The sequence below is a fragment of the Rhizobium sp. WSM1328 genome, assembly GCF_057653715.1.
This window is the reverse complement of sequence record NZ_CM172788.1, coordinates 3,554,887-3,574,712: the sequence shown is the minus strand read 5'-3', so window position 1 is coordinate 3,574,712 and position 19,826 is coordinate 3,554,887. Positions and strand designations below refer to the sequence as shown.

19 protein-coding genes are annotated in these 19,826 nt (G+C 62.0%); 3 read left to right on the top strand and 16 right to left on the bottom strand.

Annotated features, from left to right (window positions below; genetic code table 11):
• Complete coding sequence (locus tag AC2444_RS17945) at positions 1–1,032, top strand: peptidoglycan -binding protein (protein ID WP_012758894.1); 1,032 nt, start codon at positions 1–3, stop codon at positions 1,030–1,032.
• On the opposite strand, the gene AC2444_RS17940 is transcribed toward AC2444_RS17945, so the two are convergent.
• From AC2444_RS17940 to AC2444_RS17920, 5 genes are all read right to left on the bottom strand, one after another.
• Entirely contained in the window at positions 1,033–2,283 is a 1,251-nt protein-coding gene (locus AC2444_RS17940) for an RNA polymerase sigma factor (RefSeq protein WP_012758893.1), read from the bottom strand. It lies immediately after the preceding gene.
• Between the two features lie 7 nt (positions 2,284–2,290).
• Positions 2,291–2,629, bottom strand: a complete 339-nt coding sequence (locus AC2444_RS17935) for a YciI family protein (protein WP_128449225.1) — start codon at positions 2,627–2,629, stop codon at positions 2,291–2,293.
• A gap of 272 nt (positions 2,630–2,901) precedes the next feature.
• Positions 2,902–3,090: a YegP family protein gene (locus AC2444_RS17930; protein ID WP_003552601.1), complete on the bottom strand. Its 189-nt coding sequence runs from the start codon at positions 3,088–3,090 to the stop codon at positions 2,902–2,904.
• 285 nt (positions 3,091–3,375) lie between these two features.
• On the bottom strand, positions 3,376–4,368 hold the full coding sequence (locus tag AC2444_RS17925; protein ID WP_012758891.1) for a Bug family tripartite tricarboxylate transporter substrate binding protein: 993 nt from the start codon (positions 4,366–4,368) through the stop codon (positions 3,376–3,378).
• A gap of 143 nt (positions 4,369–4,511) precedes the next feature.
• On the bottom strand, positions 4,512–6,314 hold the full coding sequence (locus tag AC2444_RS17920; protein WP_012758890.1) for an ABC transporter transmembrane domain-containing protein: 1,803 nt from the start codon (positions 6,312–6,314) through the stop codon (positions 4,512–4,514).
• A 192-nt stretch (positions 6,315–6,506) separates the two neighbouring features.
• Between AC2444_RS17920 and rpmE the strand changes: the two genes are divergently transcribed.
• Positions 6,507–6,728: a 50S ribosomal protein L31 gene (rpmE, locus tag AC2444_RS17915; protein ID WP_003542805.1), complete on the top strand. Its 222-nt coding sequence runs from the start codon at positions 6,507–6,509 to the stop codon at positions 6,726–6,728.
• Between the two features lie 189 nt (positions 6,729–6,917).
• On the opposite strand, the gene rcdA is transcribed toward rpmE, so the two are convergent.
• The 3 genes from rcdA to AC2444_RS17900 form a co-directional block, all read right to left on the bottom strand.
• Complete coding sequence (gene rcdA / locus AC2444_RS17910) at positions 6,918–7,433, bottom strand: protease adaptor protein RcdA (protein ID WP_003542804.1); 516 nt, start codon at positions 7,431–7,433, stop codon at positions 6,918–6,920.
• Positions 7,434–7,824: 391 nt separating this feature from the next.
• The gene (locus tag AC2444_RS17905) at positions 7,825–8,016 is read right to left on the bottom strand and encodes a DUF1192 domain-containing protein (RefSeq protein ID WP_012758889.1); all 192 of its coding nucleotides are present in this window, start codon (positions 8,014–8,016) and stop codon (positions 7,825–7,827) included.
• A 41-nt stretch (positions 8,017–8,057) separates the two neighbouring features.
• Positions 8,058–9,356 carry an MFS transporter gene (locus AC2444_RS17900; protein ID WP_012758888.1) on the bottom strand — a complete coding sequence of 433 codons (1,299 nt, stop codon included), beginning with the start codon at positions 9,354–9,356 and terminating at the stop codon, positions 8,058–8,060.
• A 173-nt stretch (positions 9,357–9,529) separates the two neighbouring features.
• Between AC2444_RS17900 and AC2444_RS17895 the strand changes: the two genes are divergently transcribed.
• Positions 9,530–9,694, top strand: coding sequence for a hypothetical protein (locus AC2444_RS17895; protein WP_003542801.1), 165 nt, complete (start codon positions 9,530–9,532; stop codon positions 9,692–9,694).
• Positions 9,695–9,740: 46 nt separating this feature from the next.
• On the opposite strand, the gene AC2444_RS17890 is transcribed toward AC2444_RS17895, so the two are convergent.
• The 8 genes from AC2444_RS17890 to tkt all read right to left on the bottom strand — a co-directional run bounded on the left by AC2444_RS17890 (position 9,741) and on the right by tkt (position 19,711).
• Positions 9,741–10,664, bottom strand: a complete 924-nt coding sequence (locus tag AC2444_RS17890; protein ID WP_012758887.1) for a PhzF family phenazine biosynthesis protein — start codon at positions 10,662–10,664, stop codon at positions 9,741–9,743.
• Positions 10,665–10,820: 156 nt separating this feature from the next.
• On the bottom strand, positions 10,821–11,846 hold the full coding sequence (locus tag AC2444_RS17885) for a class I fructose-bisphosphate aldolase (RefSeq protein WP_012758886.1): 1,026 nt from the start codon (positions 11,844–11,846) through the stop codon (positions 10,821–10,823).
• A 225-nt stretch (positions 11,847–12,071) separates the two neighbouring features.
• A complete protein-coding gene (locus AC2444_RS17880; protein ID WP_012758885.1) occupies positions 12,072–13,274 on the bottom strand; it encodes a phosphoglycerate kinase in 1,203 nt (400 codons plus the stop codon).
• Between the two features lie 70 nt (positions 13,275–13,344).
• Positions 13,345–15,219, bottom strand: a complete 1,875-nt coding sequence (locus tag AC2444_RS17875) for a potassium/proton antiporter (protein ID WP_012758884.1) — start codon at positions 15,217–15,219, stop codon at positions 13,345–13,347.
• A gap of 493 nt (positions 15,220–15,712) precedes the next feature.
• A complete protein-coding gene (locus AC2444_RS17870; RefSeq protein WP_012758883.1) occupies positions 15,713–15,892 on the bottom strand; it encodes a hypothetical protein in 180 nt (59 codons plus the stop codon).
• A 189-nt stretch (positions 15,893–16,081) separates the two neighbouring features.
• Positions 16,082–16,396, bottom strand: a complete 315-nt coding sequence (locus tag AC2444_RS17865; protein ID WP_003552580.1) for a hypothetical protein — start codon at positions 16,394–16,396, stop codon at positions 16,082–16,084.
• A gap of 249 nt (positions 16,397–16,645) precedes the next feature.
• Complete coding sequence (gene gap / locus AC2444_RS17860; RefSeq protein WP_012758881.1) at positions 16,646–17,656, bottom strand: type I glyceraldehyde-3-phosphate dehydrogenase; 1,011 nt, start codon at positions 17,654–17,656, stop codon at positions 16,646–16,648.
• A gap of 81 nt (positions 17,657–17,737) precedes the next feature.
• A complete protein-coding gene (gene tkt, locus AC2444_RS17855) occupies positions 17,738–19,711 on the bottom strand; it encodes a transketolase (protein ID WP_012758880.1) in 1,974 nt (657 codons plus the stop codon).
• Between the last annotated feature and the right edge of the window lie 115 nt (positions 19,712–19,826).

Genomic DNA, 19,826 nt, shown 5'->3' with positions numbered 1-19,826 from the left:
ATGGCTCTAGCCCGCAACCGGCGCCGCGAACGCACGGTCGATTATTGGCCGGGCTTCGTCGACGCGCTGTCGACGCTGCTCATCTCCATCATGTTCCTGCTGACGGTCTTCGTCGTCGGGCAGTTCATACTCAGCCGTGAGATCACCGGACGCGATGAGGTGCTCAATCGTCTTAACAGCCAGATCAACGAGCTGACGCAGCTTCTTGCGCTGGAAAAGGGCAGCAACCAGGATCTCCAGGATTCGGTCGCCAATCTGCAGGCCTCGCTTGCCAGCGCCGAAGGCGACCGGTCGCGGCTGCAAGCGCTGCTGAGTGCCGGTTCGGGCGGTCAGGATGCGGCGCAGAAGCGGATCGGCTCGATGACGCAGGAGCTCGACGAGCAGAAGCAGGTGAGCGAACGAGCGCTCAGCCAGGTCGAACTGCTAAACCAGCAGATCGCAGCGCTTCGCAGCCAGATTGCCGCCGTCGAAGCAGCCCTTCAGGCGTCGGAGGATAAAGACCGGGTCTCGCAGACCAAGATCGCCGACCTCGGCAGCCGCCTCAACGTGGCGCTTGCCGCCCGTGTCCAGGAGCTGAACCGTTACCGTTCCGACTTCTTCGGCCGTCTGCGGGAGATCCTCTCGGACCGCGAAAATATCCGCATCGTCGGCGACCGGTTCGTCTTCCAGTCGGAAGTGCTGTTTCCCTCGGGCGGCGCCGATCTCAACCCGGAAGGGCAGACCGAGATGGCGAAGCTTGCTAGCGCCCTTCTCGATCTCGCCAAGGAAATTCCGCCCGAGATCAACTGGGTGCTGCGCGTCGATGGCCATACCGACAATGTGCCGCTTGGCGGAACGGGCCGCTATCGCGACAATTGGGAACTCTCCTCGGCGCGCGCGATTTCGGTCGTCAAATTCCTGATTGCACAGGGCGTACCGGCCGACCGGCTGGTTGCCGCAGGCTTCGGCGAGTTCCAACCAATCGCGCCTGGCGATACGCCGGATGCGCGCTCTACCAACCGCCGCATCGAGCTGAAGCTGACCGAGAAGTGATTAACTTGATATCGCCTGCCGCGCGTCCCTTAGCCGGACGGCGAGAAAATCGCGCACGGCGGCGCTGTCGCTGAGGCCGATCGCCGTCATATAGCTATCGGCTGCCGCGGTATGATCACCGGCCTGAGCCAGGAGAAAGGCACGCACCGCCCAGTAGGGCTGGTAGCTTGCGATGTCTCGCGGATCGAGCTTGTCGAGCCGCTCCAGGCCGGCAGTGGCGCTGAACGCCCTGCCGATCACCGCAGCCTGGCTGACATGCGCACCCAGCGTCGGCTTCATCATCACCAGCGCCGCGTAGAGTGTCGTCAGCGCCTGCCAGTCGGTCGTTCCCGACAGCCGGCGCGCCGCATGCACGGATTGGATCGCTGCCTGGCACTGGAAGGGACCGAAACGGTCGAAGCTGCCGGCCTTGCGCAGCAGCGCATCCGCCTCGGCAATCATGATCGCGTTCCACGCGGTCGTATCCTGCTCGTCCAGCGGCACATATCGGCCGCTATCGTCGCGCCGGGCGCTGCGGCGGGCTTCGCAGTGAAGCATCAGCGAGAGCAGGCCGATCGCTTCCGGTTCGTCCGGCAGCACTGCCAGAAGCGCACGGCCGAGCCAGATCGCCTCGCCGGCGAGCGAATGGCGTTCGTTCTCTCCGTCAAGACCGTCCCAGCCGAGACCGTAAGCCGCGTAGATCGCCGAAAGCACCGCGGCCAGCCGCCCGGGTAAGGCGGGGCGAGGCGGGACGGCGAAGGGAATGCCGGCATCGCGGATCTTCACCTTGGCCCGCACCAGCCGCTGGCTCATCGTTTCTGGCGAAACGACGAAGGTCCGTGCGATGGTTCTCGCCTCGATGCCGAGAACGGTCTGCAGCATCAGCGCCGTATGCACGGAGCTGTCGATGGCTGGGTGAGTGCAGGCAAAGAGCAGCTTCAGCCGCTCATCGGGAAAGACGGCGTTGCCGGCCGCGTTCATGCGTTCCTCCGCCTCCTCGAAGGCGACCGATATCGTCGTTTGCGCATTGGCCTCGACGGTGCGGTGGCGGGCAGCCTGCATGAGGTTGCGGCGGGCAGCCACCAACAGCCAGGCTTCCGGATTGCCGGGAACGCCGCGCTCCGGCCAGACGCGAAGCGCCGAAGCCAGCGCTTCCGACAATGCGTCTTCTGCCGCCGGCACGTCGCGCGAGCGGGCGGCGAGAAAGGCGATCAGCTTGCCGTAGGACTGACGCGCCACCTTTTCGGCAGCGCGTCTGGCATCGGGCGGCATGACTGCCTCACATCTGCAGGCGCGGGCGCACCTCGACCGACCCCTTGTCGGAGATCGGAACGCGGATTGCCCATTCGAGCGCGGTGTCCATGTCGGGGACGTCGATCAGATAGAAGCCGCCGAGCTGTTGCTTGCCGTCCGGATATGGCCCGTCCTGCACATCATGGTCCTCGCCTTTGCGGCGCACGATCGTGCCGGTCTCCGGGCCTGTCAGCCCGGCGCCGCCAGTCATGATCCCTGCCTGGGCGAGTGCCTGGCTGTAGGCGACCCAGCCGTCGCGATAGGCGGGATCGCTACGGCGGGCGAAATCCTCGGCGGCTTCGCGAATGATGAGAGCATATTGCATGGAAAACTCCTGATCTCGTTGCTGACGTTGATCCGGGCATCCCGATGTCGGGGATCGAGATCCCGAAAGCCATGAAGCCCGGCGGAGCGGCGCGGCCGTTCCGAAACAATGAGGCGCGGCCACCGGTCGTTTCGACATGGCTTTCAAAAAAATATGCTAAAAAGAAAAATGGCGCCCGAAATCGCAAGCAAGCGAGCCGAGCTCAAGGGCGCCGGCGCTGCTTACGGGCGCGAAAGGGCAGGGCGGCAATCACGCCGCCGCTGCCGGTCTGCTCAGGATTCGGCCTTCGTCTGATCGACGATTTCGGCACTTGGCGTGTTCTTCTTGATGGATTCGATTGCACTCATGGCGGACGCCTTCGCCTTGTAGCCCTCTGACGAGAACATAGCTTCCCCGTTCGATGCTTTGAAGCGGAAGCGGAACTCGCCGGCCTTATCCTTATAGACTTCGAATTTATACATAGATGTCTCCCGAAATCCCAAAACGCTGAATTGCAACCATCAGCTTAGCGGAGGCTAGATCAAAATGGCGAGCTTTTCCACTGCCTTAATCAGGATTGGGTTGCTTAGCGTCCAATTGTCACCGTTTCCATTGGACGCAAGCGAATGAGGGGGCGCCAGCGCCTATGCCGAGAACAGGATGATTTCAGCCCGGGTCGGCCTAAAATCTGAATCCTGTTCTCATTTAAAGAATAGAGCATGATGTCATCCGAAAGCCGCTCACACTTTTCGGCATCATGCTCGGCATCACTCCATCTGGATGTTGGCGCCCTTGACGACCGGTCCCCATTTGGCGAGTTCGGCCTTCACATGGGCGGCGAGTTCTTCCGGCGTCGAGCCGACGATGGTGGCGCTGAATTCCTTCATGCGTTCAGCGACAGCTGGGTCGGCGAGAGCCTTTTTAGCCGAGGCGTTGAGGCGCATCACCACTTCGTTCGGCGTCTTGGCCGGGGCGAAAAGCGCGTTCCAGGTATAGGTCTCGTAACCTGGAATGCCTGACTCGGCGACGGTCGGCACGTCGGGGAAGGACGGCGCACGCTCGGCCGTGGTCACCGCCAGCGCCCGCAGAGTACCGGCCTTGATGTGGCTCGACGAGGAGGGCAGGTTGTCGAACATGATCGACACCTGGTTGCCGATGACGTCGTTCAATGCCGGACCGGCGCCCTTATAGGGGATGTGCTGCATGCTGACGCCGGCCATGGACTTGAAGAGTTCACCGGAAAGATGCAACGGCGTGCCGTTGCCCGATGAGGCGTAGCTGTATTTGTCTGGCTCGGCCTTCAGCAGCGCGACCAGCTCCTGCACGGTCTTTGCCGGCAGTTCCGGATTGACGACCAGCACATTCGGCACGACGACGAGCAGCGAGATCGGTGCGAAATCCTTTTCTGCATCATATGGCGTCGATTTCAGGATCAGCGGATTGAGGGCGTGGGTCGCGACTGTGCCCATCAGGATGGTGTAACCGTCCGGTTCTGCGCGGGCGACGTTACCGGCGCCGAGATTGCCGCCGGCGCCGGCGACGTTCTGGACGATCACTTGTTGGCCGAGATCCTCCGACATCTTCTGCGCGACGATGCGGGCGACGACATCGGTCGAGCCGCCGGCCGCGAAGGGGACGACCATGGTGATCGTACGATCGGGAAAATCCGCAGCGGTGGCAGACGCGCCGACGGCAAGGGCCGCAAGCACACCGAAACCGAGCGCAAGGCCCGCACGTCGCGTCATATCGGAAAGCGCCATTCCTATCTCCTCCCAAGGATTTCAGCAGCAATATCCCCACCCCGGGGAATGAAGAGGTTAGGGCAGGACGCGCGAAAGACAACCGCAGAGAGGCGCGGCGGGTTCAGACTTTAGTCGCTGTTGGCTGGAGAAGTGCGCCCTGGCTATTTCGCGGCGGCGAGCACGTCCTCATTGGCGGCGTCGAATTGCAGCCGCGCCAGCCGCGCATAGATGCCGCCATGGCGGATCAGGCTCTGATGCGTGCCCTCTTCGACGACCCGGCCCTGATCCATGACGAGAATGCGGTCGGCCTTCAGCACGGTTGCCAGGCGATGAGCGATGACGAGCGTCGTGCGGCCGTCCACCAGGCCGTCGAGCGCCTTCTGCACCAGGGTCTCGCTTTCGGCGTCAAGCGCCGAGGTCGCCTCGTCGAGCAGCAGCACCGGCGCGTTCTTCAGGATGGCGCGGGCGATGGCGATGCGCTGGCGCTGGCCGCCTGACAGAGTGATGCCGCGTTCGCCGACCTCGGTCTCGTAGCCCTGGTCCAGCCGGGCGATGAATTCGTCGGCCTGCGCGGCAAGGGCTGCGGCGCGGACTTCGTCACGCGAGGCACCGGGACGGCCGAAGGCGATGTTGTCATGGATCGAGGCGGCAAAGATGGTGACGTCCTGCGGCACGATGGCGATGCGCTGGCGCAGTTCGTCGGGCGTCGTCAGCTGGGCATCGACACCATCGATCTTCACGCTGCCCTGCTGCGGATCGTAGAAGCGCAGCAGCAGTGAAAAGACGGTGCTTTTACCGGCACCGGAAGGGCCGACGATGGCGACGGTCTCACCCGGCGTGATCGCGAAGCTTAAGGCATGCAGCGCCGATTTTCCGGGGCGCGAGGGATAGGCAAAATGCACGCCTGAGAATTCGACGCGGCCGCGGCTGGGCGAAGGAAGCGGCTCAGGGCTGGCGGGGGCGGTGATCGGCGAGACCTCGTCGAGAAGCTCGGTCAGCCGGTCGGCAGCGCCGGCTGCCTGCGAGAGTTCACCCCAGACCTCCGACAGCGCGCCCAGCGAACCGGCGGAGATGACGGCATAGAGCAGGAATTGGCCGAGCGTGCCGGCCGAGAGCGTGCCGGCAAGCACGCTGTGGGCGCCCACCCAGAGAACGGCGACGACGCTGCCGAAGATCAGCGTGATGGCGATCCCCGTCAGCAGCGCGCGCGAGCGGATGGCGGCGCGGGCGGCCTCATAGGCGGATTCGACGGCGGTGCCGTAACGCGTTGCTGCGGCGTCTTCGCCGTTGAAGGCCTGGACGGTGCGGGTCGCGGCGATCGTCTCGTTGGCGAAGGCGGAGGCCTCGGCGAGCGTGTCCTGGGCTGCGCGTGAGCGTTTGCGCACCGAGCGGCCGAAGGCGACCAGCGGGAAGACGATCAGCGGGATCGCTCCGATGACGAGGCTCGAAAGCTTCGGCGAGGTGACGATCATCATGCCCATGGCGCCGATACAGAGGATGAGGTTCCTCAGCGCCACCGAGGCGGTGGCGCCGACGGCGGACTTGATCTGCGTCGTATCGGCGGTCAGCCGCGAGACGATCTCGCCGGACTGGTTGACGTCGAAGAAGGAGGGCGACAGCCGCGTCACATGGGCAAAGACGTCGCGGCGAAGATCGGCGACGATGCGCTCGCCGATGGTGATGACGAAATAATAGCGCAGCGCGCTGGCGACCGCGAGTACGATGGCCATGACCATCAGCATGGCGAAGTAGCTGTTGATGAAGCGGCCGTCCGACTGGGTGAAGCCGTGGTCGATCATGCGGCGCACGGCGAGCGGCAGCGCCAGCGAGGTGATGGCGGCAAGCGCCAGCGACATCAGCGCACCAGCCACCAGGCCGCGGTAACGCATGACATAGGGTGTCAGCCTGCCGAGCGGTCGCAGCGATCGCTTCTTGTTTACCTCAGCCCGTGCCTGCTCTGCCAAATCGTCTCCGATCGCCCGCAGGACCCGCGCAATGCGGCCTGTTGGCTCTTGTTATCTAGGCGTCCTTCATGTATAGGCACCGCATCCTAATGGGAAGCCGTAGCCATCCGACTGCGGCTTCATTTATTCAATCGGTTCGTTGGCCGCAACTGCATGCGGCAAATTGAACTCCGGTATCGCAGGAAGATTGTTATGAAGGCAGGCATCCATCCCGAATATCACATGATCAAGGTGGTCATGACCGATGGCACTGAGTACGAAACCCGCTCGACCTGGGGTTCGGAAGGCGCTGTCATGAACCTCGAAATCGATTCCAAGTCGCATCCGGCCTGGACCGGCGGCAACCAGCAGCTCATGGACCGCGGTGGCCGCGTTTCCAAGTTCAACAAGCGTTTCGGCGGCCTCGGCCTCTAATCGCTTCTGCTCGACGGAATTCGAAGAGAGCCCGGTTTTGCCGGGCTTTTTTGCGTTGGCAATGGCTTACAGTGCCGCGCGTCTTTTCGTACGCGCAAAGGACGTTTCAGCAATGCCGATGTTCAGCGGCAAACAAAAAACCGGCCGCGTAAGACGCAGCCGGTTCATATCGAATTCTTGCAGATCTGGTCAGTTGTTGCCGAAGGCGGTCTGCAGCAGGGACAGCTGGGCCTGGACGCTGTTCTGATTATCATGAACGATCACTGCTTCGGACGGGCGGTAGATCTCGCGGTCAAGCAGGGCAATGCGGTTCTGCAGACGCAACGAGCGTTCGACCAAGTCGCGGAAGGATTCCGGCAGATCACCCCAGCCGGGTGCGGCGCGGTCGACGTTAAAGCCGTCGAGGCGAACCTTGTTCTTTTCGGCCAGCACCTGGTCACGGGACATTTCGCCATTGTTGACGGCGCGCTGCAACAGCAGCCAGGAAGCCATCTGCATCAGGCGGGTGGTGAGACGCATCGATTCCGCGGCGTAGAGAACCGAGGCCATCCGCGGCAGAACCTTGGAGGCGGCGCGGCCCTGGCCGTCGAGATAGGCGGCAGTCTCTTCGACCAGCGACATGCCTTCCGCGTAAAGTGCCTTGAACTGCGAGGATGCAGCGGCGCGGCCTGCAAAACTGATCGTGTTCAATCCAACTTCCGACATCGCAATAGTCCCTGTTCGCACGCAGCTACATATATTCAGGTAACGCCGGCACCGACGGAAAAGTTTCCAGGCCCGGTCTTTATGACTTTAAGATGGTATCATTAGCCCAAATGCGCAAGCCGTTTCTTAAGAAAGGGTTAATCTCCACAGTTTCGTGGAAGTGCGCCGGCCATAGGAAAAAGAAGAGCCGCAAACGCGGCTCTCAAGGTAAAACAGGGAGAAAAATCAGACCAATTCACCGCTTGGAAAACTGTCTGAGATCCAGAGGAAATCCGGATAAATATAGTAATACCTTATAAAGCTTAATATTTTATTAACATTGTGCTGAATTAAGACTTGGGGCTAGCTGTTTTATCCGCCCATAGCCTTGTTTTTCGGAGTTTTTAGCGGATCACGAGCGGAAGAAGCTTTCCGCTGCCTGCCGCCCGGAGGCCTTGCGACCGGCCTCGGCCTCGAGGCGTGCGATCTCCGTCTTCAGCAATTCCACCCGCCCCTTCAATTCGTCGACCGAAAGCATGGAGAGATCCGCGCCGATCTCATGGGCGACTTTCTTCTGCGGCCGCTCGTCATCGATGAAGCTCATGGTTCGTCCTCCGTTCGCTGCGCACTTTTGCTGGAATTGTTCTAGCCGAACTTTACAGCAGGATCGCCGCTTTCGGGAGACTTTTCCGTTTCGGGAGGTTTGCCGGCGCCGCGATCGGCAAGCGACATGCTTTGCGGTGTCAGCATCTGCGAGGTGCCGGTCGGGATCGTCGTGTAGGCGTCGCGGTCGCTGGCCGGCACGGCGGCGCGGATGCGGCTCCTGATGATGGCGTAAACGGTGATCAGCACATGGGCGATGGCGGTGACGAGGAAAAGCGCATGCGGGGTGATCGCCGACATGACGGGACCGCTGAGCGTCGGGCCGATCATCGTGCCGATGCCGTAAAGCAGCAGCAAGCCGCCGGAGACCTTGACGAAATCCTCCGAGGCCGCGAAGTCGTTCGCGTGGGCGACGGCGATCGGATAGAGCGTATTCGCCACCGCGCCGTAGAGGACCACAAGCCCGATCAGCAAGGCGGGGGACGTCGGGTGGAGCAGAAAGATCAGCAAGCCGGCAAGGGCGGCGATGCCCGACATGGCGGCGAGCACGTAGCGCCGGTCGATGCGGTCGGAAAGCCGGCCGGCCGGCAGCTGCATCACCGCCCCGGCGAAGATGGTGGCGCTCATCATGACGGCGATGTTGGTGTCGGACAGGCCGGCGCCGGCGCCGAAGACGGCGCCGAGCGTGCCGTAGGCGCCGTTGGCGATGCCGACGAGCAGGATGCCGAGGCAGGAGACCGGCGAGTTGCGATAGAGCGCCGGCAGGTCGAGGCGCACCGCCTTCAGCGGCTGCGGCGAAGCAGCGGTCGACAGCGTCGTCGGCAGCATGGCGATGCAATAGAAGATGCCGCAGATCATGAACAGAACCGGCGTGCGCACATCCTCGAGCGGGATCATCATCTGGCCGCCGACGACGCCAAGTAGTGTGATGCCGATATAGAGCGAGAAGATCATGCCGCGGCTCTCGTTGCTGGCGCGCTCGTTCAGCCAGCTTTCGATGATCATCGACGTACCGGCAGTGGAGAAGCCGGTGACGGCGCGCAGGACCACCCACCAGACCGGATCGATGATGATACCGCTGACCAGCGCGATGATGGCGATGATCGAGATGAAGCCCGAAAAGGCACGCACATGGCCGACGCGGCGCACGATCTTCGGCGCAACCAGGCAACCGATGACGAAGCCCCCGGCCCATGAGGTGCCGAGCAGGCCGAGCGTCGTCGTTGCGTAGCCTTCGAGATTGCCGCGGACGGGGAGCAGGATGCCCTGCAGGCCGTTGCCCATGAAAAGGAAGAGCGTGCCAAAGAGCAACGCGGCGACGGACAGCAGATTTCTCTTCATTTCCCCAGACTCGGTCTTAGCGATTTGCAATGGACATAAGGCAAGACCTGCCTCAGCCCAGCCTCAAGATGATTGATTGTGCCCCGGAATATCTTTACGGCGTGTCGAGATCCTCTTGTTCGCGCGGAAAAATGTCCGTCCTGTGACATTCCGAAAAACGGAAAAAATAAAGCATGACAAAGCTGATAGCCTTGCTGCTCATCCTTGCCATGGCGATACAGGTGATCAAGCCGCTCGGGCTTCCCGGCCTCAGGCGGCGGATGGATTTCTGGAAGCTCGCGCTGATCGCTTTCGCGGTCTGGGCAGTGGCTCTGCTTTCGCGCGATTTCCTGATGTAATCCTTGGATTATATGTAACCCGGGGATTACGGCCGACCTGCGACCGTCAGTCCTGCAAACTGATTTCTCCGCGCATGACGGAAACGCAGCCTCCCGAGATGACCACATCGGTGACGATGCCGTCGGATTTCGCGACATCAAGAGTGATGACGCTGCGGCGGCCCATTTCGACGCCCTGTTCAATGGTGATGCGGGCGTTCATGTCGGCCTCCGGCGCAAGCGAGACGAGATAGGCGCCAAGCGCAGCTGACGCGCTGCCCGTTGCCGGATCTTCGGGCACGTTATCGAGTGGCGCGAACATGCGGGCGCGAATACTCCATGGATTTTCGGCTGTCCTCACGTAGACGAAGAGCGAGAAGTCGTGGCCGCTGGTCGTCTGGCGGCCGGCAGCTGCCTGAAACCCGGCAAGGTTGGGGCGGGCGGCGGCCAGCGCTCCAAGCCCGTTCAACTCGGCGACGGCGAAGTTCAGCCCGACCGAGACAAAGACCGGTGCATGGGTGGTGTTGACGATGGCGCCGGGGTCGAGCGAGACACAGCCGGCGACGGTTTCCGCGGCTATGGTGTCGCCGATCGTCAGCGGCTGCGGCGCGCGGATGGCGGCAGCAGCAACCCTTCCGCCCTCGCGTTTCAGGCTGACTTCGACGATGCCGGCCTTTTCCTCGAAACGCAGCGTATCGCCGACTGGCTTGCCGAAGATCTCCGCCTGTTGGCCGATCACATAGGCTGTGCCGACATTCGGATGGCCGGCAAAGGGTATTTCCATCGTCGGGGTGAAGATGCGCACGCGGGCGGAATTTTGCGGGTCTTCCGGCGGCAGGACGAAGGTGACTTCGGAATAATTGAACTCGGTGGCGATCTTTTGCATCGCCGCGTCGCTCAGACCGCGCGCATCGGAAATGACGGCAAGCGGATTGCCCTCGAAGCGGGTGGAGGTGAAGACATCGACGGTGACGTAGGAGAGGGTGTTCATGGCGGCTCCTGTTGTGACAGGGCGCTATGAGTAGTCACGGTTTTCGAGGGAACGAAGCGGTTTCTTGTCGCCGTGACAATCGGAGGAAAAGAAACGGCGGAGAGGGCAGGAAGCTGCGTTCGCCGCTCCCTGCCCAACGTTCAAGGCTCCAAAAACTCAGGCGGCCTTTTCCAGGTCCTTCTTCCAGTTGCCCTTGGCGGCGAGGCTGTTCATCTCGGCGCGGTGGGTGAATTCGCGCTGGCCGGCAGCGACGTTTTCCTGCTTGCCGTTCCAGGCCTTGAGCGCGCTGTCCTGCAGGGCGCGGCCGTAGGAGAAGGTGACGAACCAGGGCAGGTCGCCGCTGGCATTGATCGCCGAAAGATGGGCTGTCGCTTCTTCGGTCGTCTGGCCGCCGGATAGGAAGGCGATGCCCGGAACAGCGGGCGGAACGGTCGCCTTCAGCACCTTGACGGTGCGCTCGGCAACTTCCGCGACCGAGGCCTTGCGGGCGTTCTTGCCGTCGATCACCATGTTCGGCTTCAGGATCATGCCTTCGAGGTTGACGCGGGCATCGGCCAGTTCTTCGAAGACGATGCGCAGCGTGGATTCGGTCACTTCGGCGCAGCGGTCGATATTGTGGTCGCCCGGTTTGCCGTCCATCAGGCATTCCGGCTCGACGATCGGAACGATCCCGGCCTCTTGGCAAAGTGCGGCATAACGAGCAAGCGCCTGAGCGTTGGCGCGGACGGAGCCGCGGGTCGGCAAGGTTGACGAGATGGCGATGACGCCGCGCCACTTGGCGAAGCGGGCGCCGGCTTCATAATATCTGGCAAGGCGCTCGCCGAGACCGTCGAGGCCCTCAGTGATGGTTTCAGCCGGATATTTGGCCATCGGCTTGGCGCCGGTATCGACCTTGATGCCGGGAATGGCGCCGGCGGCGCGGATGATATCGACGAAGGGCGTACCGTCCGCCGCCTTCTGGAACAGCGTCTCCTCGAAGAGGATGACGCCGGAGATATATTTCTTCATCGCCTCGTCGGAGCGGAAGAGCATTTCGCGATAGTCGCGCCGGCTGGTTTCGGTCGATTCGAGATTGATCGCGTCGAAACGCTTCTTGATGGTGGAGGTCGATTCATCGGCGGCGAGCAGCCCCCGGCCGCCCGTAACCATCTGCACTGCAATGTCTTCCAGTCGTTCGCTCATTTCGTTCTCTCCACAACAATAAATATCGGCACTTCAGGAATATAGAACGCGGATAACAGAAGTTTATAGGGAGGAAAATGGAAGGCTAAGTCATTGAAACGATTGAATTCAATTCAATCGTTTGAAAGTTGGGATTTTTTTCGTCCTCTGAGCAAAAGACCGCGGAAGCTGTTTTTTCTTCCACGGTCTATCCACATGTAAAATCTGCGAAATCAATCTTGGCAACTATCTAGCAGCGTTGAGGACGGCGACACCGGGAAGCTCTTTGCCTTCCATCCATTCGAGGAAGGCGCCGCCGGCGGTCGAGACGTAGGTGAAATCGTCGGCAACGCCGGCATGGTTGAGCGCCGAGACGGTGTCGCCACCGCCGGCAACGGAGGTGAGCTTGCCGGCTACCGTGCGCCCAGCGGCGTATTTCGCAGCAGCGACCGTTGCGGCATCGAAGGGTTCGATCTCGAAGGCGCCGAGCGGGCCGTTCCAGACCAGGGTTGCGGCACGCTCGATCCAGGCGTTGATGGCCTCGATGGATTTCGGGCCGACATCGAGCACCATGGCATCGGCGGGAATGGCGTTGATATCGACAGTCTCGTTGGCGGCGCCCGCCTTGAACTCGCGGGCAATCACGCCATCCTCGGGCAGGATGATGGCGCAGCCGGCGGTGGCGGCCTCGATCATGATCTGCTTGGCGGTTTCGGCGAGATCATGTTCGCAGAGCGACTTGCCGACATTGGTGCCGCGGGCGGCGATGAAGGTATTGGCCATGCCACCACCGATAACGAGCGCATCGACCTTCTTCACGAGGTTCATCAACAGGTCGATCTTGGTGGAGACCTTGGCGCCGCCGACGATCGCAACAACAGGGCGAGCCGGTTCGCCGAGGCCCTTTTCCAGCGCCTCCAGCTCGGCCTGCATGGTGCGGCCGGCATAGGCCGGCAGGTGGTGGGCAAGGCCTTCGGTCGAGGCATGGGCGCGGTGGGCGGCCGAAAAGGCGTCGTTGACGTAGATATCGCCGTTGGCGGCAAGCGTCTTGGTGAAGTTGGAGTCGTTGTTTTCCTCGCCCTTGTGGAAGCGGGTGTTTTCCAAAAGCAGAATATCGCCGTCATTCATCGCGGCAACGGCGGAGGCGGCGGCTTCGCCGATGCAGTCGGAGGCCGTCAGCACGGCATGATCAAGCACTTCCTCGACGGAAGGGGCGATCAGCGACAGCGACAGATCCGGCGACGGGCCATCCTTCGGCCGGCCGAAATGGGCCAGCAGGATCACCTTGGCACCCTTTTCGGACAATTCGAGGATGGTCGGCGCCACACGTTCGATGCGCGTCACATCGGTGACCTTGCCGTCTTTCACCGGGACGTTGAGGTCGACGCGGACGAGAACGCGCTTGCCGCGGATGTCGGAGAGATCGTCGAGGGTCTTGAAAGAAGGCATGGGGAGGATCCTGTCGTGGTTGGCGAAAGTTGCGCCGAACATAGCAAGGATCATTCGAGACGCAAGGCGTTCAGCGGCCGTTTTCGCGTGTGCCTTCGTCGCGTCCGGCCGGTGGTTTCGGGGGGCTTTCGGAGGCTGCGGTTTCCCGGTTCCGGCGTCCATTCAGCCGGTCGCGGATGCGCTGGGTAATGTCCTTGAGATTGAGGAAGATCGGCAGCGTAATTGCCGGTTCGACTGCTTCGAGCGACATGCCGACGGAGGTGATGTGATCGTGCTCGTCGAGATCGCGGACGATGAGGATGATCGAGCCGAGGCGGACGCGGTCGGCATAGTCGGCCTTGCCGCCGAGGCGCTGCCGCATCAATTCGGCGATCGTCAGGCCCCTTTCGGATTCGTTGAGCAGGCCGGGGCCATAGGCAGCATCGAGATCGGCGGCGGGGCGGGCGGGGGAGAGCGCGAAGGCCCCGAAGAATTCGGCATCGTCGTCATCGACAGGCGCCCGGCTGGCGAAGAGCCGGTCAAGCAGGCGGGAATAGCTCGGCACGATGAAGAGATAGACGAGATCGTGCTCGCGCAGCCGCCCGGCATATTGGTAGCGCATGGACTTGCCGTCGCGGATGACGAGCGACGGGGTCGCCCAGCGCGGAATGCGCTCGCCGCGCAGTACCGGGCTATCCTTGATGACGCGGTAGGAGAGCAGTTCGTGGTTGGCCGCGCCCGGCAGGTCGACCTCGACCTTGTCGACGGCGCCGATGCGCGGCGGAATGATGAGGCCGAGCTTCTTGGCGACGGGCTTGATTGTCCAGCCCTGGAGGAGCAGCGAGACCAGCACGATGATGAAGGCGGTATTGAAATAGATCTGGCCGTTCTCAAGCCCGCCGAGGATCGGCATGATGGCAAGCAGGATGGAGACGGCGCCGCGCAGGCCGACCCAGGCAACGAAGCCGATTTCCTGCTGCGTGTAATCGAAGGGAAGCAGCGACAGCCAGATCGCCAACGGCCGGGCGACGAAGATCAGGAAGAGGGCGAGCAGGATGGCCGGCACGATGATGACAGGAAATTGCGATGGCGTGGCGAGCAGGCCGAGCACCAGGAACATGATGATCTGCGCCAGCCAGGTCATGCCGTCCTGGAAGCGCTTGATGGTGCCGATCGCCTGCATCTTGCGGTTTCCGGCGTAGATGCCGGCGACATAGACGGCGAGGAAGCCGCTGCCGCCAACCGCGCCGGTGAAGGAAAAGACGAGAAGAGCGAGCGCCAGCACAAAGATCGGTGTCAGGCCGCGATCGGTATCGAGCCTGCTGACGATCAGCACGATCATCATGCCGCCGAGCAGGCCGAGAATGACGCCGAGGCCCATCTGCTGCACGAACATGGCGAGCATGCCGATATTGATGCCGGCATAACGCTCGCCGCTCGCCAGCACCTCGACGAGGGCGATGGTGAGGAAGATCGCCATCGGGTCGTTGGTGCCGGATTCGACCTCCAGCGTCGAGCGCACCTTGTCGCGGATGTTGATGCCGCCGATGCGCAGCAGGAAGAAGACGGCGGCGGCATCGGTCGATGCGACGATCGAGCCGAGCAACAGGCCTTCCAGCCAGGTGAAATTCAAAAGCCACATGGCGGCGAAGGCAAAGAGCGAGGCGGTGATCAGCACGCCGACCGAGGCGAGCGCCAGAGAGGGCACGGCCGCGAGCCGAAAGGCCTGCATCGGCGTGCCGAAGCCGGAATCGAAGAGGATCACGGCCAGCGCAATGGAGCCGAGAATATAGGCGAGATAATTATTGCTGAACTCGATGCCGAGACCATCGACGCCGGCAGCAAGGCCGATCATCAGGAAGAGCAGCAGCAGGGGGGCGCCGAAGCGGAAGGCGAGCAGGCTCGAAAAAGCGGCAAGAAGCACGAGCGCCGTCGAAACCAGCACCACGATATAGAACGCTTCCATGCCCACCCCTTTCAATCGACTGCTTCGCGAACACAGCCACCCCCGGCCGATCCGCCTTTATTCAACCCCTCCATCAGGCGCTGCGATCCGTCAGTAAACGGCAAAACGTCAGAGAAGGGTAGGCCTTGCGGCTTAACCTCGTCGCGATGCTGCTTCATGCTGCTGAACGGCTGCCGGACGGCCAACCGACACGGAATGCTACGGGAGAAATTCTCTATAAAGAATGTATAGGAAAATCAGGCGAGAGCAGGGCAAAAGAGACAGGCACGGATTTTTCCTGCCCGTATCTGCGAATGGCAACAGAATAAGACACCCTCCTCCTTTCATGCGGCCCGTTTGCCTTGTCCAATGACGGGAAGAATGGATTGCAGGCGCCTATGCGAAGAGCGTGGAAATGAACGCTGAGATTTTTCGATATCGGGTGGAAATGCCGGCCGCCTAGCGAGAGCAGCCGGCTGTAGTTTTGTGCCAGAAGCGGCCGGCCCTTGCTCTGCTATCCCAACACTGCCTGAAATATGACGATGGCGAGAAACGAGAGGCCAATGAGGGCGGCGACCCAGATGACCAGACGATTGGCCTTCGCCAACACGGCAGGTCTGACGTCCCGCTTGGGGTGAAACCGTTGCCGCCGTTTGAGGGTGGTGTGGGACAAGCGTTTTTGTGCCTCTGCCATTTATCACCTCCACTTGGCTCACTTTGGCCATTGTGCAGCGCTGCGTATTTGCTCAATCTAGCACGCTTGGCCAGCGGATTACCAATCCGTGCAGAGACGCCGATCGAATTCGAACCCCGAGGCAGCCTCAACTGCACCGCCATCCTGTCCTGAGAACGGCGCCATATCGAACCCGGTGCGGATCGTTAGTCAGTCTTCTGTGTCCTCGCCCTCGTCGGTCAGATCCGCGACCGGGACCAGGAAAACGACGAACTCGTCCTCGATGGTCCGTTCGGGATCGTCGTCGAATTCATAGGCATGCTCGACTTCGCTTGCTTCCTCGGTGGTCGCCTTGCGCAGGCTCAGGGCCGCTTTGCGGTCCCAGAGAGGCTTGCCTTCGGATTCCAGGACGGTCAGATCGTCGCGAAAGTCTTCCGCCTCGAAGAAATGCGTCGCTTCCTCGTGATTTTCCGAGCGGAAACTGGCAACGGCGCGGCCGGCGATTTCAACAGTAAAGTAATCCATCCATCTCTCTCATTTTCATGCGGGCGTCAGTGCTGCCGCACGGTATTGGCGTGGCCGCGCCTGGCCGGTGGCCAATGCGCGAGGAAACTGGGCATTTCGAATGTCCAGGGTGACGTATTCTAGCAGATCTCATCCGGGCAATGGACGAAAAGATGCCAGAGTGGGGAAAGCTGGTTTCGTTCGGAAGGCACGGCAACAAAAAGCGGCCCGGTTTCCCGGGCCGCTAGCATGTCGATGCCTCAAGAGCGCTCAGATGAGCTTGGCGAAAGCGACTGCCGTGTCGGACATGCGGCTGGAGAAGCCCCACTCGTTGTCGTACCAGGACAGGACGCGCACGAAGTTGCCTTCCATGACCTTGGTCTGATCGGTCGCGAGGATCGAGGAGTGGCTGTCGTGGTTGAAGTCACGGGAGACGAGCGGCTCGTCGGTGTAGCCGAGGATGCCCTTCAGCTTGCCGTTGGCAGCAGCCATGATGGCTTCGTTGATTTCACCAACGCTGGTCGCCTTCTTGGCGACGAACTTGAAGTCGACGACGGAAACGTTCGGAGTCGGAACGCGGATCGAGGTGCCGTCGAGTTTACCCTTCAGATGCGGCAGAACGAGGCCGACTGCCTTGGCTGCACCCGTCGAGGTCGGGATCATGGAAAGGGCGGCCGCGCGGGCGCGATACAAGTCCTTGTGCATCGTGTCGAGCGTCGGCTGGTCGCCGGTGTAGGAGTGGATGGTCGTCATGAAGCCGTGGTCAATGCCGACGGCGTCGTCGAGAACCTTCACAACCGGCACCAGGCAGTTGGTGGTGCAGGACGCGTTGGAGATGACCAAGTGCTCCTTGGTGAGCTGATCATGGTTGACGCCGAAGACGACCGTCAGGTCAGCGCCGTCGGCGGGCGCCGAGACGATGACGCGCTTGGCGCCGGCCGTCAGGTGAGCGGCAGCCTTGTCGCGGGCGGTGAAGATGCCGGTGCATTCCATCGCGATGTCGACGCCGAGTTCGCGGTGCGGGAGGGTGGCCGGATCCTTGATCGCCGTGACCTTGATCGGCTTGCCGTTGCCGACGATGATCGAGTCACCCTCGACCTTCACCGTTGCCGGGAACCGGCCGTGGATCGAGTCATAGCGCAGCAGGTGGGCGTTGGTTTCAACCGGGCCGAGATCGTTGATGGCGACGACTTCGATGTCGGTGCGGCCGGATTCGACGATGGCGCGAAGGACGTTGCGGCCGATGCGGCCGAAACCGTTGATGGCAACCTTGACTGTCATGTTCATTCACTCCCGATAGAGTAGGGCCCGATAGTGAGGGCCTGGAATTGAGGAGATGGAGAGCGCCTCATGGCGCCCTCATTAAAGCTTTGCTTCCGCGGCTGCAACGACGGCGTCGGCGGTGATGCCGAAATGCTTATAAACTTCCTTGACCGGGCCGGAAGCGCCGAAGCTCTTCATGCCGATGAAGGTGCCTTCCGGTCCGATGAACGCATCCCAGCCTTCGCGAACGGCGGCTTCGACGGCGATCTTGACTGGCGAGTTGCCGAGGATTTCCTTGCGATAGGCTTCCGGCTGCTCGAAGAACAGTTCGGTGCAGGGAACCGATACGACGCGGACGGTGACGCCCTTGGCTTCGAGTGCCGTACGGGCTGCAACGGCGATTTCGACTTCGGAGCCGGAGGCGAAGATCGTCACCTTGGCGTCGGCATTGCCGGCGAGCACATAGGCACCCTGTTCGCACAGGTTCTTTTCGCTGTATTCGGTACGGGCTGCGAGCAGGTTCTGGCGCGTCAGAGCAAGGCCCGAAGGACGGTTGTGCGTCTTGATGGCGATCTGCCAGCATTCCGCCGTTTCCGTGGCGTCGGCCGGACGGAAGACCATCAGGTTCGGGATGGCGCGCAGGCCGGCGAGCTGTTCGACCGGCTGGTGCGTCGGGCCATCTTCGCCGACGCCGATCGAGTCATGCGTCAGGACGTGAATGACGCGGATGCCCATCAGCGAGGCGAGACGGATCGGCGGGCGGCAATAATCCGAGAAGATCAGGAAGCCGCCGCTGTAGGGGATGAGGCCGCCATGCAGCGCAATGCCGTTCATGGCAGACGCCATGCCATGCTCGCGAATGCCCCAATGCATGTAACGACCGGCGAAATCCGTCGGGGTGATCGAATGCATCTGGCTGGTCTTGGTGTTGTTCGACGGCGTCAGGTCGGCGGAGCCCCCGAGCGTTTCCGGTAGGAAGCCGTTGATGACCTCGAGCGCGTCTTCCGAGGCCTTGCGGGTCGCAACCGTCGGCTTGGTCTCGGCGAGCTTCTTCTTATATGCGCTGATCGCGGCGTCGAAGCCTTCCGGCAGCCCGCCTGCCATGCGGCGGGTGAACTCGGCCCTGGCCGGAGCCTTGGCGAGGCCGTCTTCCCAGCTCTTGACGAGGTCGACGGAGCGGGCGCCGGCAGCACGCCAGCTATCAAGCACGTCCGACGGGATGACGAAGGCTTCGGCTTCCCAGTTCAGCGCCTTGCGGGTGGCTGCGATTTCTTCGGCGCCGAGCGGGTTGCCGTGGACCTTGTGGGTGCCCTGCTTGTTCGGGGCGCCGAAGCCGATGATCGTCTTGCAGGCGATGAAGGTCGGGCGGTCGGACTTGTGAGCAGCTTCGATCGCGTCGGCGATCGCGGCCTGATCGTGACCGTCGATCTCGATCGTGTTCCAGTGTACGGCCTTGAAGCGGGCGATCTGATCGGTGGAATCCGACAGCGACACGGCGCCGTCGATGGTGATCGAGTTGTTGTCCCAAAACAGAACGAGCTTGTTGAGCTTCAGGTGGCCGGCGAGCGCGATGGCTTCGTGGCTGATGCCCTCCATCAGGCAGCCGTCGCCGCAGATAGCATAGGTATAGTGATCCTGGAGATCGGAGCCGAACTCCTCGCGCAGCTTGCGTTCGGCAATCGCCATGCCGACGGAATTGGCAATGCCCTGGCCGAGCGGACCGGTCGTCGTTTCGATGCCGGTGGCATGACCGTATTCCGGGTGGCCGGCGGTCTTCGAACCGAGCTGGCGGAACTGCTTCAGATCTTCGATCGTCATGTCAGGATAGCCGGTCAGATACAGCACCGAATAGAGCAGCATCGAGCCATGGCCGGCCGACAGCACGAAGCGATCGCGGTTCGGCCAGTGCGGCTTCTTCGGATCGAACTTCAGATATTTGGTGAACAGGACCGTTGCCACGTCGGCCATGCCCATCGGCATGCCCGGGTGGCCGGAGTTCGCCTTTTCAACGGCGTCCATGGCAAGAAAACGGATCGCATTCGCCATCCGGTCGTGTTGTTCGGGAGAGGTCATGGCTTTTCCGCAAGTTCCGGGTGTCGGGGGATGGCCTCGAGCCTCCAAGACCATCGAGTGAAAGCGGCAGAGACATAGCAGTTGGGACGGGCAAGTCAATAAATGGCAGGTCAAA

Coding starts and splice junctions, on each gene's coding strand:
- rpmE (WP_003542805.1), top strand. CDS start 6,507: ATGAAGGCAGGCATCCATCCCGAATATCACATGATCAAGGTGGTCATG.
- AC2444_RS17940 (WP_012758893.1), bottom strand. CDS start 2,283: ATGCCGCCCGATGCCAGACGCGCTGCCGAAAAGGTGGCGCGTCAGTCC.
- AC2444_RS17895 (WP_003542801.1), top strand. CDS start 9,530: ATGACAAAGCTGATAGCCTTGCTGCTCATCCTTGCCATGGCGATACAG.
- gap (WP_012758881.1), bottom strand. CDS start 17,656: ATGACAGTCAAGGTTGCCATCAACGGTTTCGGCCGCATCGGCCGCAAC.
- AC2444_RS17900 (WP_012758888.1), bottom strand. CDS start 9,356: ATGAAGAGAAATCTGCTGTCCGTCGCCGCGTTGCTCTTTGGCACGCTC.
- AC2444_RS17880 (WP_012758885.1), bottom strand. CDS start 13,274: ATGCCTTCTTTCAAGACCCTCGACGATCTCTCCGACATCCGCGGCAAG.
- AC2444_RS17870 (WP_012758883.1), bottom strand. CDS start 15,892: ATGGCAGAGGCACAAAAACGCTTGTCCCACACCACCCTCAAACGGCGG.
- AC2444_RS17890 (WP_012758887.1), bottom strand. CDS start 10,664: ATGAACACCCTCTCCTACGTCACCGTCGATGTCTTCACCTCCACCCGC.
- rcdA (WP_003542804.1), bottom strand. CDS start 7,433: ATGTCGGAAGTTGGATTGAACACGATCAGTTTTGCAGGCCGCGCCGCT.
- tkt (WP_012758880.1), bottom strand. CDS start 19,711: ATGACCTCTCCCGAACAACACGACCGGATGGCGAATGCGATCCGTTTT.
- AC2444_RS17905 (WP_012758889.1), bottom strand. CDS start 8,016: ATGAGCTTCATCGATGACGAGCGGCCGCAGAAGAAAGTCGCCCATGAG.
- AC2444_RS17925 (WP_012758891.1), bottom strand. CDS start 4,368: ATGGCGCTTTCCGATATGACGCGACGTGCGGGCCTTGCGCTCGGTTTC.
- AC2444_RS17945 (WP_012758894.1), top strand. CDS start 1: ATGGCTCTAGCCCGCAACCGGCGCCGCGAACGCACGGTCGATTATTGG.
- AC2444_RS17935 (WP_128449225.1), bottom strand. CDS start 2,629: ATGCAATATGCTCTCATCATTCGCGAAGCCGCCGAGGATTTCGCCCGC.
- AC2444_RS17885 (WP_012758886.1), bottom strand. CDS start 11,846: ATGAGCGAACGACTGGAAGACATTGCAGTGCAGATGGTTACGGGCGGC.
- AC2444_RS17930 (WP_003552601.1), bottom strand. CDS start 3,090: ATGTATAAATTCGAAGTCTATAAGGATAAGGCCGGCGAGTTCCGCTTC.
- AC2444_RS17865 (WP_003552580.1), bottom strand. CDS start 16,396: ATGGATTACTTTACTGTTGAAATCGCCGGCCGCGCCGTTGCCAGTTTC.
- AC2444_RS17875 (WP_012758884.1), bottom strand. CDS start 15,219: ATGGAAGCGTTCTATATCGTGGTGCTGGTTTCGACGGCGCTCGTGCTT.